The sequence below is a fragment of the Aerosticca soli genome, assembly GCF_003967035.1.
Classification (GTDB): Bacteria; Pseudomonadota; Gammaproteobacteria; order Xanthomonadales; family Rhodanobacteraceae; genus Aerosticca; species Aerosticca soli.
The window spans coordinates 144,201-159,886 of record NZ_AP018560.1 but is presented as its reverse complement, the minus strand read 5'-3'; the positions used below and the strand labels follow the sequence as shown (position 1 = coordinate 159,886).

The 15,686-nt window shown below is 69.3% G+C and carries 14 protein-coding genes; 3 read left to right on the top strand and 11 right to left on the bottom strand.

Annotated features, from left to right (window positions below):
• Positions 1-84: 84 nt before the first annotated feature.
• The 8 genes from uvrD to polA all read right to left on the bottom strand — a co-directional run bounded on the left by uvrD (position 85) and on the right by polA (position 11,433).
• Complete coding sequence (uvrD, locus tag ALSL_RS00710; protein ID WP_126535717.1) at positions 85-2,271, bottom strand: DNA helicase II; 2,187 nt, start codon at positions 2,269-2,271, stop codon at positions 85-87.
• Positions 2,272-2,337: 66 nt separating this feature from the next.
• Entirely contained in the window at positions 2,338-2,556 is a 219-nt protein-coding gene (locus ALSL_RS00705; RefSeq protein ID WP_126535715.1) for a hypothetical protein, read from the bottom strand.
• A 72-nt stretch (positions 2,557-2,628) separates the two neighbouring features.
• On the bottom strand, positions 2,629-3,810 hold the full coding sequence (locus ALSL_RS00700; RefSeq protein WP_126535713.1) for an acetate/propionate family kinase: 1,182 nt from the start codon (positions 3,808-3,810) through the stop codon (positions 2,629-2,631).
• A complete protein-coding gene (locus ALSL_RS00695) occupies positions 3,807-5,225 on the bottom strand; it encodes a bifunctional enoyl-CoA hydratase/phosphate acetyltransferase (protein ID WP_126535711.1) in 1,419 nt (472 codons plus the stop codon). The genes ALSL_RS00700 and ALSL_RS00695 overlap by 4 nt, the downstream gene beginning before the upstream one ends.
• Positions 5,226-5,286: 61 nt before the next feature.
• Positions 5,287-5,994: an acetoacetyl-CoA reductase gene (gene phbB / locus ALSL_RS00690; RefSeq protein ID WP_126539934.1), complete on the bottom strand. Its 708-nt coding sequence runs from the start codon at positions 5,992-5,994 to the stop codon at positions 5,287-5,289.
• Between the two features lie 25 nt (positions 5,995-6,019).
• Positions 6,020-6,511, bottom strand: coding sequence for a phasin family protein (locus ALSL_RS00685; RefSeq protein ID WP_126535709.1), 492 nt, complete (start codon positions 6,509-6,511; stop codon positions 6,020-6,022).
• Between the two features lie 110 nt (positions 6,512-6,621).
• A complete protein-coding gene (locus ALSL_RS00680; RefSeq protein WP_231700247.1) occupies positions 6,622-8,319 on the bottom strand; it encodes a PHA/PHB synthase family protein in 1,698 nt (565 codons plus the stop codon).
• A gap of 390 nt (positions 8,320-8,709) precedes the next feature.
• On the bottom strand, positions 8,710-11,433 hold the full coding sequence (polA, locus tag ALSL_RS00675) for a DNA polymerase I (RefSeq protein ID WP_126535707.1): 2,724 nt from the start codon (positions 11,431-11,433) through the stop codon (positions 8,710-8,712).
• An 86-nt stretch (positions 11,434-11,519) separates the two neighbouring features.
• On the opposite strand from polA, the gene ALSL_RS00670 reads away from it, so the two are divergent.
• Positions 11,520-11,963: a DUF2782 domain-containing protein gene (locus ALSL_RS00670; protein WP_126535705.1), complete on the top strand. Its 444-nt coding sequence runs from the start codon at positions 11,520-11,522 to the stop codon at positions 11,961-11,963.
• 11 nt (positions 11,964-11,974) lie between these two features.
• Positions 11,975-12,406 carry an EamA family transporter gene (locus tag ALSL_RS00665; RefSeq protein ID WP_126535703.1) on the top strand — a complete coding sequence of 144 codons (432 nt, stop codon included), beginning with the start codon at positions 11,975-11,977 and terminating at the stop codon, positions 12,404-12,406.
• A gap of 5 nt (positions 12,407-12,411) precedes the next feature.
• On the opposite strand, the gene ALSL_RS00660 is transcribed toward ALSL_RS00665, so the two are convergent.
• Positions 12,412-13,116 (bottom strand): glutathione S-transferase, encoded by a 705-nt coding sequence (locus ALSL_RS00660; RefSeq protein WP_126535701.1) that lies wholly within the window; start codon positions 13,114-13,116, stop codon positions 12,412-12,414.
• 84 nt (positions 13,117-13,200) lie between these two features.
• Between ALSL_RS00660 and ALSL_RS00655 the strand changes: the two genes are divergently transcribed.
• Positions 13,201-13,485 (top strand): hypothetical protein, encoded by a 285-nt coding sequence (locus tag ALSL_RS00655; protein ID WP_126535699.1) that lies wholly within the window; start codon positions 13,201-13,203, stop codon positions 13,483-13,485.
• Positions 13,486-13,566: 81 nt separating this feature from the next.
• Here the strand turns inward: ALSL_RS00655 and purH are convergent, their stop codons facing one another.
• Positions 13,567-15,171, bottom strand: a complete 1,605-nt coding sequence (purH, locus tag ALSL_RS00650) for a bifunctional phosphoribosylaminoimidazolecarboxamide formyltransferase/IMP cyclohydrolase (RefSeq protein WP_126535697.1) — start codon at positions 15,169-15,171, stop codon at positions 13,567-13,569.
• Between the two features lie 165 nt (positions 15,172-15,336).
• Positions 15,337-15,618: a helix-turn-helix domain-containing protein gene (locus ALSL_RS00645; RefSeq protein ID WP_126535695.1), complete on the bottom strand. Its 282-nt coding sequence runs from the start codon at positions 15,616-15,618 to the stop codon at positions 15,337-15,339.
• Positions 15,619-15,686 lie beyond the last annotated feature (68 nt).

The window sequence follows — 15,686 nt, the reverse complement described above, 5'->3', positions numbered from 1 at the left end:
AAATGCTGCAAAGCAATGCTAGCAGCAGCGCCGCGTGTCCGCAGGGCGCATTCGGGAACCTCCTTATGCCCGTCACGCCGGCTTTCAGAGCGGCGTGAGATTGGCGTAGGCGGCGACCAGCCACTTGCTGCCGGCACCCTCGAAATTGACCTGCAGGCGCAGATGCGCGCCGGCGCCCTCGGCGGCGATCACCACGCCTTCGCCGAAGCTCGGATGACTCACGCGCTGGCCGAGCCTGACCGGCAGCGGCTCGTCCGGCACGGAACCGGCTTCGGCGAAACGCCCGGCATAGAACGGCCGGCTCACCTGCACGCGCGGGCGCACTTCATCGACCAGTTCGGCGGGGAGTTCGGCGAGGAAGCGCGAGGGCCGCGCCAGCATTTCGCTGCCGTGCATGCGCCGCGATTCGGCATAGCTGATCACCAGCTTCTCGCGCGCACGGGTGATGCCGACGTAGGCGAGCCGGCGTTCCTCCTCCAGCCGGCCCTCGTCTTCCACCGAGCGCTGGCTGGGGAACAGGCCTTCTTCCAGACCGACCAGGAACACCAGCGGAAACTCCAGGCCCTTGGCGGTGTGCAGCGTCATCAACTGCACGCAGTCGTCCCACGCCTGGCCCTGGCCTTCGCCGGCCTCGAGCGCGGCGTGCGCAAGGAAGGCGGCCAGTTCCGAAAGGCCGGCGTCGAGATCCTCCGGCGTCGGCACGAAGCGGCTGGCGACGTTGACCAGTTCGTCCAGGTTCTCGGTGCGCGACTCGGCGTTGCCGCGGCTGTCCTTCTCGTAGAAGTCGCGCAGCCCGGTGTGGACGATGGCGTGCTCGACCTGCTCGGCGAGCGCGAGGCCGGCTTCGACGTGGAAACTGCGCGCCATGTCCTCGATCAACGCCAGAAACGCCTTGACCGCGTTCTTCGCCCGGCCGGCCAGTTCGCTGCCGGCGGCGAGCTCGCCGAGCGCGGCTTCCCACAGCGAAGTGTTCTCGCCGCGTGCGCGCCGGCGCAGCACGTCCAGCGTGCGCTCGCCGATGCCGCGCGGCGGCGTGTTCACCGCGCGCTCGAAGGCGGCGTCGTCGTGGCGATTGGCGGTCAGGCGCAGGTAGGCCAGCGCGTCCTTGACCTCGGCGCGCTCGAAGAAGCGCTGGCCGCCGTAGACGCGATACGGCATGCCGCGCTGGACCAGCTGTTCCTCGAAGTTGCGCGATTGCGCGTTGGATCGATAAAGGATGGCGCAGTCGCCGGCGCGGCCGCCGGCGGCCACGTATTCGCGGATGCGCTCGACGACGAAGCGCGCCTCGTCCTGCTCGTTGTAGGCAGCGTAGAGCGCGATGCGCTCGCCCTGCTCGCCGGCGGTCCACAGTTCCTTGCCCAGCCGGTTGCCGTTGCGCGCGATCACCGCGTTGGCGGCGGCGAGGATGGTCGCGGTGGAGCGGTAGTTCTGCTCCAGCTTGAGCGTGCGCGCGCCGGGGAAATCCTTCAGGAACTGCTGCATGTTCTCGACCCGCGCACCGCGCCAGCCGTAGATCGACTGGTCGTCGTCGCCCACCGCGAACACCTGCCCGCTGTTACCTGCGAGCACGCGGATCCACGCGTATTGCAGCGCGTTGGTGTCCTGGAACTCGTCGACCAGCAGATGCCGCCAGCGTTGCTGGTAATGCGCGAGCAGCGCCGGCTGCCGCAGCCACAGCTCGTGCGCGCGCAGCAGGAGCTCGGCGAAATCGACCAGCCCGGCGCGGCGGCAGGCTTCCTCGTAGGCGGCATAGATGCGCACCAGCGTCTGCGTGAGCGGATGCTCGCGGTGCTCGATCGCGTCCGGGCGCTTGCCTTCCTCCTTCCAGTGGTTGATCTGCCAGGCGGCCTGGCGCGGCGGAAACTTCGCTTCATCCAGCCCGAGCCCGGCGATCACGCGCTTGGCCAGTCGCTGCTGATCGTCGGCATCGAGAATCTGGAAACTTTCCGGCAGGCCGGCCTCGCGCCAGTGCCGGCGCAGCAGCCGGTGCGCGATGCCGTGGAAGGTGCCGACGGTGAGCCCGTTGGCCGACGCGCCGAGCAGGCTTTCCAGCCGCCCGCGCATCTCGCCGGCGGCCTTGTTGGTGAAGGTGACCGCGAGGATCGACCACGGCGGCGCGCCGGTCGCCTCGATCAGCCAACCGATGCGGTGGGTGAGGACGCGGGTCTTGCCCGAACCCGCGCCGGCGAGCACCAGATAGTGCCCCGGCGGCGCGGCCACCGCCTCGCGTTGCGCGGTGTTGAGCCCGTCGAGCCAATGCGTGACATCCATCGCGCCATTGTAGCGGGCGGCGACACGCAGGCCGCCGCCCGCTGCGCAGCAAGCTGGCGCGGCCGGTCAACCCTTGCGGGCGAAACCCGCCACCGCGAGCACGCCGCCGACCACGATGCCGGCGATACCCACCCAGCGCGGGATGGCATGGTCCTCGGTGGCCTCGATCTTCACCGAGCCGATCTGCGCCTTGGTGTCGGTCTGCTGGTAGCTGCCATGCCCGACGGTGACCCAGATGCCGGCGACCAGCAGGATGATGCCGATGACGATGAGCGCTGCGCGCATGGACTCCCCTCCTTCTCGTGGTGTGGAAGTGGCTATGTAGCGCAGGCGGATGTCAACGGAAAGTCGTGATGCTCAAGCGGACCCAAGCACCTTGCGCGCGCTTTCGGCGGCGATCCACTCTTCGTTGGTGGGCTCGACCGCGACGCGCACCTTGCTGTCGGCGGTGGAGATGATCGGCGCGTTGACGGCGTTGGCGTCATCGTCGAGACGCACGCCGAGGAAGCGCAGGTCGGCGCAGACGCGGCGGCGGATCTCGGCGCTGTGCTCGCCGACGCCGGCGGTGAAGACCAGCATGTCCAAGCCGCCGAGCACGGCGGTGAGCGCGCCGATCTCGCGCACGATGCGGCGCACATACAGGGCCAGCGCATCGCGCGCGTGCTCGTCGTCGGCCTCGCGCTCGAACAGCACGCGCGGATCGGCGGAAATGCCCGAGACGCCGAGCAGGCCGGAGCGGTGATAGAGCAGGTCGGCGACCTGGTCGAGATCGAGCTTCTCGATCTGCATGAGGTAGATCAGCGCGCCCGGATCGAGCGCGCCGCAGCGCGTGCCCATCATCAGCCCTTCGAGCGCGGAGAAGCCCATCGTGGTGGCCACGCTGGCGAGGTTCTGCATGGCGCACAGGCTCGCGCCGCTGCCCAGGTGCGCGGCGATGGTGCGGCCGCGCGCGGCATCGCCGTGGCGCTCGGCCAGCGCCACCGCGAGATAGGCGTAGGACAGCCCGTGGAAGCCGTAGCGGCGCAGGCCGCGCGCCCAGTCGTCGCGGCCGAGCGGCAGCAGTTGTTCGACCTTGGGCATGCTGCGGTGGAAGGCGGTGTCGAAGCAGGCCACCTGCGGCAGCTCGGCATGCTCGGCGAGCAGCACCTCGATCGCCTCCAGCGCGAAGGGCTGGTGCAGCGGTGCGAGCGGGATGTAGCCCCGGAGGTCGGCGAGCACGTGCGCGTCCACGCGCGCCGGTTCGAAGTATTTGTTGCCGCCGTGCACGACGCGGTGCGCGACCGCACCCAGCGCCCGTCCGGCCAGGTGTTGCTGCACGCGCGTGCGGATCACCCCGAGCGCATCGTGCGAAGGCCGCTCGCGGCCCAGGCTGAGCTTTTCCTCCCCGCCGCCGCTGACGGCGAAACGGGCGTCGTCGCTGCCGATGCCGGTCACCGCGCCGCTCCAGCGCGGGCGGCGCGGCAGCGTCGGCGTCCCGGCGTCGAACAGCGCGAACTTGATGCTGGACGAGCCGCAGTTGAGCACCAGGATCGGATTCATGGCGGCAGGTTCCGGTAGCGATGGGCGAGCAGGACGGCGAGCGCGCAGGAGGCGATGCGCGAATCGCGCGGGTCGGCGCGGCTGGTCAACACGATCGGCACCCGCGCGCCGAGCACGATGCCGGCGCTGGCGGCTTGGCCCAGATATTCGAGCTGCTTGGCCAGCATGTTGCCGCTTTCCAGATCGGGCACGACGAGGATGTCGGCGCGGCCTGCGACCGGCGAGGCGATGCCCTTGATCTGCGCGGCGGCGGCGGAGACCGCGTTGTCGAAGGCGAGCGGGCCGTCGAGCACGGCGCCGGTGATCTGCCCGCGCTCGGCCATCTTGCACAGCGCCGCGGCGTCCAGCGTGGCCGGCATCGACGGCGAGACGGTTTCCACCGCGGCGAGGATGGCGACGTTCGGCCGCTCGACGCCGATCGTCTGCGCCAGCTCGATGGCGTTGCGCACGATGTCGGCTTTCTGTTCCAGGTCGGGCGCGATGTTGATCGCCGCGTCGGTGATGATGAACGGCCGCGGATAGGCCGGCGTCTGCATCACAAAGCAATGACTGACGCGGCGCTTGGTGCGCAGATTGGCTTGTGGCGCGAGCACCGCGCTCATCAGCTCATCGGTGTGCAGGCTGCCTTTCATCAGCGCCTCCACCTCGCCGCGACCGGCGAGCGCCGCGGCACGTTCGGCGGCGGCGTGGCTGTGCGGCACGTCCTCGATCGCCAGACCGCTCAAGTCGAGCCCGGCTTCGGCGGCCACCGCTTCGAGCTTGGCGCGCGGGGCGACCAGCACCGGCTCGATGAGCCCGGCGTCGCGTGCCTCCAGCGCGGCGGACAGGCTGAGCGCGTTGCACGGATGCACCACCGCCATGCGGATGCGGCCGAGCGGGCGCACGTGCGCGAGCAGGCGCTCGAGCCCGCCGCCGGCATCGGTCTTGAGGTCGGACAGGCAGGCCGGGTCCAGGGCGATGGACTGCGCCGGCGCGGCGACGACGAGCTCGCCTTCGATCGCCACGCTGCCGTCGGCCTTGCTGCCGCGGCAGGCGAGCGTCACCTGGCGCCGGGCCTCGTCGCGCGAGGTCACCTCCAGATGCAACTGCAGACGATCGCCCGGCGCGAGCGGAGTCGGGAAACGCAGGCGTTGTTCGAGGCAGACCGTGCCCGGCCCCGGCAGGCGCGTACCGAGCGCGGCCACCGCCAGCGCCCCGCTCCAGAGCGCATTGGCGAAGGTGCCGGCAAGGCTCGGCCGCCAGGCGGCATCGAGGCGCGTCGGGTCGATGCCGCCGAAATGCAGGGCGAGCCAGGCGAGATCCTCGCCGGTCAGCGTGCGTTCGAGGCTCACCTCGTCGCCGACGGCGATCTCATCGAACGTACGGTTGCGCAAAGGCGGCAGCGCCGGCGAGGCGGCGGAAGTCGTATTCGTCACGGCAGAGGGTCACACGCCAAGGGAAGGGGACGAAACGCCGGCGCCTGGTGCCGGCGCAAGGTCAATACATGTGCAATCCACCGTTCATGGCCACGTTGCTGCCGGTCATGAAGGCAGCCGCATCGCTGCAGATGAAGGCGACCAGCGCGGCGATCTCCTCGGGCCGGCCGAGCCGGCCGATCGGCACCTGGGCCACGATCTGGTCCAGGACCGCCTTGGGCATCGAGGTGACCATGCGCGTTTCCGTGTAGCCCGGCGAAACGGTGTTGACGGTGATGCCCTTGCGCGCCAGTTCCAGCGCCAGCGACTTGGTGAAGCCGTGGATGCCGGCCTTGGCGGCGGCATAGTTGGTCTGCCCGAACTGGCCCTTGCTGCCGTTGACCGAGGAGATGTTGACGATGCGTCCCCAGCCGCGCGCGACCATGTCCTCGCAGAACGGCTTGGTCACATTGAACACGGCATCGAGGTCGGTGCGCAGCACCTGGTCCCATTGTTCCTTGGTCATCTTGTGGAAGGTGACGTCGCGGGTGACGCCGGCGTTGTTGACGAGGATGTCCACCGTATGGCCGTCGGCATGGATCTGCGCCGCCATGCGCTGGCAGGCATCGAAGTCGGCCACGTCGACATCGTAGGCGGTGAAGCTGTAGCCGGCGTCCGTCTGTGCCTGCAGCCAGGCGGCGGCATCGCCGTCGGCGGCGGCATGGGTGACCAACACGCGATGGCCGGCATCGGCCAGCGCGCGCGCCATGGCGGTACCCAGCCCACCCATGCCGCCGGTGATCAACGCGGTACGCTCATTTGCCTTCGCCACGCGTGCCTCCCGTCGGGTTGTTTTGCATCGAGGAGGCGGCGGAGGCCGCGGCAGCGGTCAGATCCTTCCACGGCTTCAAAAATTCGCCGAAATTGGTGCGCAGCGTGTCGGCATCGTAGACGCCGCCGAAGGCCTGCGCGGTGGCTTCCTGCCAATGCTTGAGGGCGTCCTGCAGGCCGCGGGCGAAGGCGGTCTGCGCATTGAGCGCCAGCTGCGCCATGGTCTGATCATCGCCCATGCGCTGCTGCAGCTGGCGCCAGAAGATCTCGCCGGGCAAGGTGGCCAGGGCCTGCCAGTCCTGCGACTTGAGCAGCTGCTCCACTTCGGCGCTGAACTCGGCGATGCTGTCGCCGAGCATGCGGGTACCGAGTTCCATCCAGCGCTTGGAGTTTTCCTGCAGCAGGCGGCCGAGACGCAGGTAGAACTCCAGGTTCGCCTTGTACAGCTGGAGTGCCAGATCGTTCTGGTTAGTCATGATTGAAACCCTCCGGTTGCGGGTGAGGCATCCATGCCGCGGTCGTCCGGCGGCCTGAAAGAGTTGGCAAGGCCAAACGGCGGTGTAGTCGAAACAGCGCGCATTTCTCGTCAACGCTCGCGCACGTACTGTCCGGGCGCATCCGCCAGCGCAGGATAGCCCTGCTCTGGCGTCCCGAGCGATGGCGGCGCCACCCCGGGGGTGCCCGAATGCGCGCGCAGCCAGTCCGTCCATGCCGGCCACCACGAGCCAGGGCGCTCTTCCGTGGTGGCCAGCCATTCGTCGGGGGAAAGATAGGTGCCGTTGGCCGGCCGCGTGCGCAGCCGGTAGCTGCGACGCGGATGGCCAGGCTCGCTGACGATGCCGGCGTTGTGGCCGCCGCTGGTCAGCGCGAAGGTGATTTCGGCGGGGCTGAGCAGGTGCAGCTTGTACACCGAGCGCCACGGCGCGACGTGGTCGGTGAGCGTGCCGACCATGAAGGTCGGCCATTCGACGTCGACCAGCGACACCGGCCGGCCGTCGACATTGAAATGGCCCTCGCTGAGCGCGTCCTCCAGGAACAACTGGCGCAGGTATTCCGAATGCATGCGCGCCGGCATGCGCGTGGCGTCGGCGTTCCAAGCCATGAGGTCGTTCATCGGCCGGCGCTCGCCGAGCAGGTATTCGTTGACCATGCGCGAGTACAGGAGGTCGTAGGAACGCAGCATCTGGAACGCGCCGGCCATCTGGTCCGCGCGCAGGTAGCCGGTTTCCGCCATCTGCGCCTCGAGCAGGCTGATCTCGCTCTCGTCGATGAACAGGCCAAGTTCACCCGGTTCGCTGAAGTCGGTCTGCGCGGCGAACAGCGTCATCGTGGCCAGGCGCTCGTCGCCGTCGCGCACCATCGCGGCGGCGGCGATGGCGAGCAGGGTGCCGCCCAGGCAGTAGCCGGTGGCATGCACCTTGCGTCCGGGCACGATCGCGTTCACCGCGGCCAGCGCGGCGCGCACACCGAGGTCGAGGTAATCCTGCATGCCGAGGTCGCGGTCCTCGGCCGTCGGATTCTTCCAGCTGATGCAGAACACCGTGTGGCCCTGCGAGACGAGGTAACGGATCAGCGAGTTGTGCGGGGAGAGATCGAGGATGTAGTACTTCATGATCCACGCCGGCACGATCAGCACCGGCTCCGGATGCACGCTGGGCGTGGTCGGCGCGTACTGGATGAGTTCGATCAGCCGGTTCCTGAGCACCACCTTGCCCGGCGTCACCGCGACGTCGCGGCCGACGACGAAGTTCTCCGCGCCGGCGGGCGGGCGGCCGGACCAGGCGCGGGAAAGATCGTCGAGGAAGTACATGAAGCCGCGCTGCAGGTTGGCGCCGCCTTCGCGCAGCGTGCGCTCCAGCGCCACCGGGTTGGTCCACAGGAGGTTGCCGGGGGAGAGCAGATCCAGCCACTGGCGCGCACCGAAGGCGGTGACGTCGCGATGGTGTTTTTCCACGCCCCAGACGTCGGCGGTGGCCGCCTCCCACCACTGCTGCTGCAGCAGAAAGGACTGGTGCAGCAGGTTGAACGGCCAGCGCTGCCAGGCCGGATCGGCAAAGCGCCGGTCCTGCGCCGGCGGCTCCACCGGCGCACGCAGGCCGGCCGGTCCCATACCCCAGGTCTGGGCCAGATACATCGCCAGCTGGGTGGCCTGCTCGGACGCCAGATGCAGAAGATCCAGCCGTTTACCCGGGGAGGTGGCCAGATGCGCGGCCCAGTCCAGCCAGGCCGATCCCATCGACTCGGGCGACAACGAGGCCCACAGCCGGGCCCAGGTGGCATGCACGTGCGGATCGATGGAACGGGCTGCGGGTATCCATTCGGCCACGGGGCAAACCTCCACACGCTGATGTCAAAGCCGGATCCTGATTGTCCGCGCGGGCACCAGTGCACGGCTTGACCGACGTCAACGAAACTAGTCCCTGCGCATGACAGACAGGCATGCGACCCAGCTGCGGACAAAAAAAGCCCCGGAGGCGAAGGGGGGCGCCTCCGGGGCCGGCAAACGCGGATCTTGGGGAGGAGATCCGCGTCTTGAGCTGGAATCCGTCCAAGGAGAGAGAAAACGGATTCCGTGCGGATGCCGTTGCGTGCATCCGATAAGTGAGACCGGGCATCCGGCGGAAAGTTGCCTGGCCGCCGGGGCGGGTTTAGCGGCAATTCATGCGCTGAGCCTTCAGTGCGCCTCGTCCCAGTTCGCACCGACGCCGACTTCGACCAAGAGCGGCACCGCGAGCTGCGCCGCACCGCACATGCGCTCGACGATCGCCGCACGCACCGTTTCGACCGCGTCGGCACGCACCTCGAACACCAGCTCGTCGTGCACCTGCATCAGCATGTGCGCGTCGTCGCGATCTTCAAGCCAGGCGGCCACGGCGATCATCGCGCGCTTGATGATGTCGGCGGCCGTGCCCTGCATCGGCGCGTTCACCGCGGCACGTTCGGCGCCGGCGCGCAGGGCCTGGTTGCGCGACTTGAGGTTTTCCAGATACAGCCGGCGGCCGAACAGCGTCTCGACGTAACCGTCACGATGCGCACGCTCGCGGGTGGCTTCCATGAAGGCATGCACGCCCGGATAGCGGGCAAAGTAGCGCGCCATGTATTGCGCCGCCTCGGGGCGCTCGATGCCGAGCTGACGTGCGAGGCCGAATGCGCTCATGCCGTACATCAGGCCGAAGTTGATCGCCTTGGCGGCGCGGCGCTGCTCGGCGCTGACTTGCGCGGGCTCGACGCCGAACACCTCGGCGGCGGTGGCGCGATGGATGTCGCCGCCGGCGTGGAAGGCCTCGAGCAGGCCCTCGTCACCGGACAGGTGCGCCATGATGCGTAGCTCGATCTGCGAATAGTCCGCGGCCAGCACCCGCCAACCGGGCGGCGCGATGAAGGCCTGACGGATGCGCCGGCCTTCCTCCGTGCGCACCGGGATGTTCTGCAGGTTGGGATCGGACGAGGACAGCCGTCCGGTCGCCACCGCGGCCTGGTGGTAGCTGGTATGCACGCGGCCGGTGCGCGGGTTGACCATCGCCGGCAGCTTGTCGGTATAGGTGGAACGCAGCTTGGCCAGCGCGCGGTAGTCGAGGACGATGCGCGGCAGCGCATGCTGGTCGGCGAGCGCGGCCAGGGCCTCCTCGTTGGTCGAGGGCTGGCCGGTCGGGGTCTTGAGCCTGGGCGCGAGACCGAGCTGGTCGAACAGCACCGCCTGCAGCTGCTTGGGCGAATCGAGATTGAACACGCAGCCGGCGGCGGCATGGGCCTGCCGCTCCAGTTCCAGCATGCGGCGGCCGAGCTCCTGGCTCTGGCGCTTGAGCGAGGACACGTCGATCAGCACCCCGCGCCGTTCCATGCCGGCCAGCACCGGCACCAGCGGGATCTCGATCGCCTCGTACACCTTGCGCAGCCCGAGCTCGCGCTCGAGCCTGGGCCACAGCGCGTGGTGCAGGCGCCACGTGACGTCGGCATCCTCGGCGGCATAGCGGCAGGCATCCTCCAGCGCGACCTGGGCAAACCCGATCTGCCGTGCGCCCTTGCCGGCGACGTCCTCGTACTTGACCGTGCTCAGGCCAAGATATTTCTTGGCCAGCGAATCCATGTCGTGCCGCGTGGCGGTGGGGTCGAGCACGTAGGATTCGAGCATGCTGTCGTGGACCAGGCCACGTACAGTGATGCCATAGCCGGCGAGCACGTTGATGTCGTACTTGGCGTGCTGACCGAGCTTGGGCCGGGCGGGGTCTTCCAGCACCGGCTTGAGCGCGGCGAGCACCGCCTCGCGGGGAAGCTGCGCCGGCGCGCCGGGATGCTCGTGCGCGACCGGGATGTAGCAGGCCGCGCCGGCCTCCACCGCGAAGGACAGCCCCACCAGCTCGGCGCGCATCGCGTCCAGGCTGGTGGTCTCGGTGTCGAAGGCGATCAGCGGCGCCACGCGCAGCTTGTCGAGCCAGGCGTCGAACTGCTCCCAGGTCAGCACCAGCTCGTAGCGACCGGGCGGCGCCGCTGCCGTGGCGGGAAGCTCGTCCGCGGCGGTCGCGGCAGGCGCCGAAGCGGCGGCGGCACCGGTGTCTCCGGCCTCGAGCTCCTTGAGCGCGGCCTTGAACGCATAGCGGGTGTAGAGCTCGCGCAGCGCGTCCACGTCCGGCGCACGGCGCACCAGCGCGGTGACCGGCAGCTCCAGCGGCACGTCGGTCTTGATCGTCACCAGCTCGCGCGAGAGCGGCAGCTGCGGCAGCACCGCGCGCAGCGACTCGCCGATCTTGCCGCCGATCTCGTCGGCATGGGCGATGACGCCATCGAGCGAACCGTACTCGGCCAGCCACTTGGCGGCGGTCTTGGGCCCGCACTTGGGCACGCCGGGCACGTTGTCGATGCTGTCGCCGGTCAGGGCGAGTAAATCGACCACCCGCTCGGGCGACACGCCGAACTTCTCGATCACCCGCGCGGTGTCGGTGACCGTGTTGGTCATGGTGTTGACCAGGGTGATGCCGGGCCGTACCAGCTGGGCGAAATCCTTGTCGCCGGTGGAGATCTCCACCTCGATGCCCTGCGCGTGCGCCTGCTCGGCCAGGGTGCCGATGACGTCGTCGGCCTCCACCCCCGGGATGCGCAGGATCGGCACGCCGAGCGCCTCGACGATGGCCAGCATCGGCTCGACCTGGGCGCGCAGCTCCTCGGGCATCGACGGCCGGTTGGCCTTGTAGGCCGCATACAGCTCGTTGCGGAAGTTGGGCCCGGGCGCATCGGCGACGAAGGCGAGGTAGTCCGGCGCCGCCTTCAGCGTGGCGCGCAGCATGTTGACCACGCCGAACAGCGCGCCGGTCGGTTCGCCCTGCGCGTTGGACAGCGGCGGCAGCGCGTGGAAGGCGCGATAGAGATACGAGGAACCGTCGATCAGCACGAGCTTGGGCATGCCGCCATTCTCGCACGGCCTTCCGCGCCGCCTCCGATGCGCGCAAGCCGCGCTGTTATGCTTGGCGGCACGCCAAGGAGCCCGCCATGAAGATTCCTCTGCTGCCGCTTGCCGGATTCGCGTTCGCCTGCGCCGCCACGGCGCAGACCGCGCCGCCGGGCCCGGGACTGCCGCCGCCGGGCATCGACGATCCGGGCGTCAAGGCCAGCCCTGTGAAGCCCGCCCAGGCCACGCCGGCCGCCACGCCGGCACCGGCCCCCGCCACGCAGCCGTCGCCGGCCACCACGGACGAGATGCCGGAAGTGAGCGTGCATCGGCGCGGCGACACCACCATCCAGGAATACCGCCGCAGCGGGCAGGTCTACATGGTGGTGATCACGCCGCGCGGCGGCGTGCCGCAGACCTACATGGTCGACCCGCAGGGGCGGATGGTCGACGAACACGGCAAGCGGCCGGACAACCCGGCCATGTACAAGCTGCTGGAATGGGGCAAGAGCCCGCCGGCGGCGGCCTCCTCCAGCGGCGACTGAGCCGGTTTTTCATGACGTGGCGCGCCAGCTGGTTGCCGTATGCGCTGGGTTCGGCGTTCTTCGCCGCGCTCACCGCGCTGTTCGGCAAGCTCGGCGTGGCCGGCATGAACAGCAATCTCGCCACCTTCGTCCGCACCGTGGTGATCGTGCTGTTCACCGCCGTTCTCATCAGCGTGCGCGGCGAATGGGCCCGGCCCGAGCCGGCTTCGTGGAAGAGCTGGACCTTCCTGGTGCTCTCGGCGCTGGCCACCGGGCTGTCATGGCTGTGCTACTACCGCGCGCTGCAGCTCGGGCCGGTGAGTCGGGTGGCGCCGATCGACAAGCTGAGCGTGGCCATCGCGATCGTGCTGGCGCTGGTGTTCCTCGGCGAGAAACCGAGCCTGCCGCTCCTGATCGGCGGCGGCCTGATCGTCGCCGGCGCGGTGGTGATCGCGCTGTTCTGAGCCGGTCAGTCGTCGAGTTCGGGATAGTGGCGGAAGATGCCGTTTTCGTTGAACGCGAGCCGCCGTGGCGAAGCGAGGTAGGCGGCGATGCGCGGCCGCTCGGCCACCCGCGCGGCCAGCGCGCGCAGACGCACGGTCCGCCGGCGCAGCCGCCGCATCGCGCGGGGAAAGGCATAGTCCAGCCCGGCCATCAGCTGGAACAGCGACAGATCGACATAGGTAGGCCGGCCCAGCAGGTACCGGCCGCCGCCGGCCGCCAGCATCTGCTCGCCATAGTCGAGGTACTTGGGCAGCCGCTCGCGCCGGAAGGCGCTGGCCCGGGCCAGCGCCGCCTCGCGCTGGTCCTCGTAATAGAGACTCGCGGCGATCGGATGGTGGGTGTCGTGCACCTCGGTGACCAGGTCGGCGATGGTCAACTGCAGCTGATGCGCCTTCCAGCGCGCGCTTTCGGCGGTGCTCACCAGGCCATGCCGCGGCGCCAGATAGGCAAGGATCGCCGCCGTCTGCGCCAGCACCCGGCGGCCGTGCTTGAGGAACGGTGGCGCGAATGGACGCGTGCCGGACGCCTTGCCCGCCAGGAAAGGCTGCATGGCCGCATCGCCCTGCACGCGACAGACGTCCACATAGTCGGCGCCGGCATCCTCCAGCGCCAGGCGGACGAACTCGCCGCGGCCCTGGATGCCGGTCCAGTAGTAAAGCCGGTAACGCATGGCCGTTTCCTCGCGAAGGCTCTTGCCAAGCCTTGCAGAGCGCCGCACAAAGGGACGTGAGGAAAACCGATCGCAAAAAACGCCATGGACCGATCCACCTTTCTCGCCTCGCTCGCCGATGCGCAGCCGCCGCAGGACCTGCCCGCACACCTGCAGGCGCTGTGGTGGCTGCATCGCGGCGAGCTCGACCGCGCGCACCGCCTGGTGCAGCCGCTCGCCGATGCCGGCGCCGCCGCGATCCACGCGCATCTGCATCGGCTGGAGGGCGATCTGGACAACGCCCGCTACTGGTATCGCCGAGCCGGCATGGCGCCGTTCGCGGGATCGCCCGAAGAGGAATGGCGGCAGCTGGTACAGCGCTTCGTATGAGCCCCCGCGACAGCGGAAACCGCGACGGGTGGATGCCGGTCGAGGCCGCGCTTTTTGGCAGGCTGCGCGGCTCTGCGGATTTCAGTGGCGGAAGTGACGCATGCCGGTGAAGACCATCGCCATGCCGTGTTCGTCGGCGGCGGCGATCACCTCGGCATCGCGCATCGAGCCGCCCGGCTGGATCACCGCGCCGATGCCGACCGCGGCGGCGGCGTCGATGCCGTCGCGGAACGGGAAGAACGCATCGGACGCCATCACCGCGCCGCGCACTTCCAGCCCCGCCTCGGCGGCCTTGAGGCCGGCGATCTTGGCGCTGACCACGCGGCTCATCTGACCGGCGCCGATGCCGATGGTGCGGCGATCCTTGGCGTAGACGATGGCGTTGGACTTGACGTACTTGGCGACCCGCCAGGCGAAGAGCAGATCCTCGATCTGCGCCGGCGTCGGCGCGACGCGTGTCACCACCTTGAGCCCGTCGGCGCCGAGTAGATCGGTGTCGGCAGTCTGGATCAGCAGGCCGGAGCCCACGCGCCTGCAATCATGGCCGGGCTTAGCGCCGGCGAGGTCGCCGTCGGCCGGCGGCGGGATTTCCAGCACGCGCACGTTGCCCTTCTTCGCGAAGACTTTCAGCGCGTCGTCCGCGTAGCCGGGCGCCAGCACCACTTCGACGAACTGGCGTTCGACGATGGCGCGCACCGTGGCGGCGTCGACGATACGGTTGAAGGCGATGATCCCGCCGAAGGCCGAAGTCGGATCGGTGGCATAGGCCAGATCGTAGGCCGCGGCCGTGCCTTCCACGCTCGTCGCCACGCCGCAGGGGTTGGCGTGCTTGACGATCACGCAGGCCGGCTCGGCGAAGCCGCGCACGCATTCCCATGCCGCGTCGGCGTCGGCGATGTTGTTGAACGACAGCTCCTTGCCCTGCAGCTGACGAAAACAAGCCAGCGTGCCCGGCGCCGGGTAAAGGTCGCGATAGAACGCCGCCTGCTGGTGCGGGTTCTCGCCGTAGCGCAGGTCCATCAGCTTGACGAAGCGGCCGTTGGCCTGGCCGGGAAACGGCGCGCGCTCGAGGATGGTCTCGTGCGCCGGATCGAGCTTGAGCGAGGAAAGGTAATCGCTGATCGCGCCGTCGTAGTTGGCGACGCCGTTGAAAGCGGCCACGGCGAGCTTGAAGCGCGTGGCGCGGGTGAGTCCGCCGTGCCGCTCGATCTCGTCGAGCGCGTGCTCGTACTGCGCGGGTGCGGTGAGCACGCCGACACGATCCCAGTTCTTGGCCGCCGAGCGCAGCATCGCCGGACCGCCGATGTCGATGTGCTCGATGGCCTCTGCCAGCGTGCAGTCGGGCCTGGCGACGGTGGCCTCGAAGGGATAGAGGTTGAGCACCAGCAGGTCGATCGGGGCGATGCCGTGTTCGGCCATCACCGCCTCGTCGACGCCGCGCCGGCCGAGCAGGCCGCCATGCACCTTGGGATGCAGCGTCTTGACGCGCCCGCCCATGATCTCGGGAAAGCCGGTCGCCTCGCCCACCTCCGTCACCGCGAGGCCGGCCTCGCGCAACGCGCGGGCGGTGCCGCCGGTGGAAAGAAGCTCGACGCCACACGCGGCTAGGCGCCGCGCCAGTCCGGTCAGGCCCTGCTTGTCGGAAACGCTGAGCAGCGCGCGGCGGACGGGAACGACGTCGGACATGACAGGCGGGCTCGCAAGGATGGAATCCCTCGCATTATAGCGGCAGCCCGGTGCACCGATTTTTTCCAGACGTCTGGACGTCCGTATCACTCCAAGCTGCTGGGGACGGAAGGCGCCTGCGGCACGCGCGCCATCCGGCGCGCCCATGCGCTTGCGGTGGCCGGTTCAGATCAGCCCGTACTGGGTGAGCTTCTTGCGCAACGTGGCGCGATTGATGCCGAGCGCCGCCGCGGCGCGACTCTGGTTGCCGTCGTGGAAGGCCAGCACCTCGCGCAGCAGCGGGATCTCCACTTCGCGGATCACCAGCGCATGCAGGCCCTCGTCGCACACCGTGTCGCCGATGTCAGCGAGATAGCGCCGCACGGTGCGGGTGACGCATTCGCCCAGTGCACTCTGCGGCGAGGACTCGCGGCTGGCCTCGGTGGCAGGCAATCGGACGACGTTCACGGGCTTTCCCTCGACTTGCGTGGCGGGCGGCAGAGCCGACCCTCGGTGTGCTGGCGGATCGCCGGCAG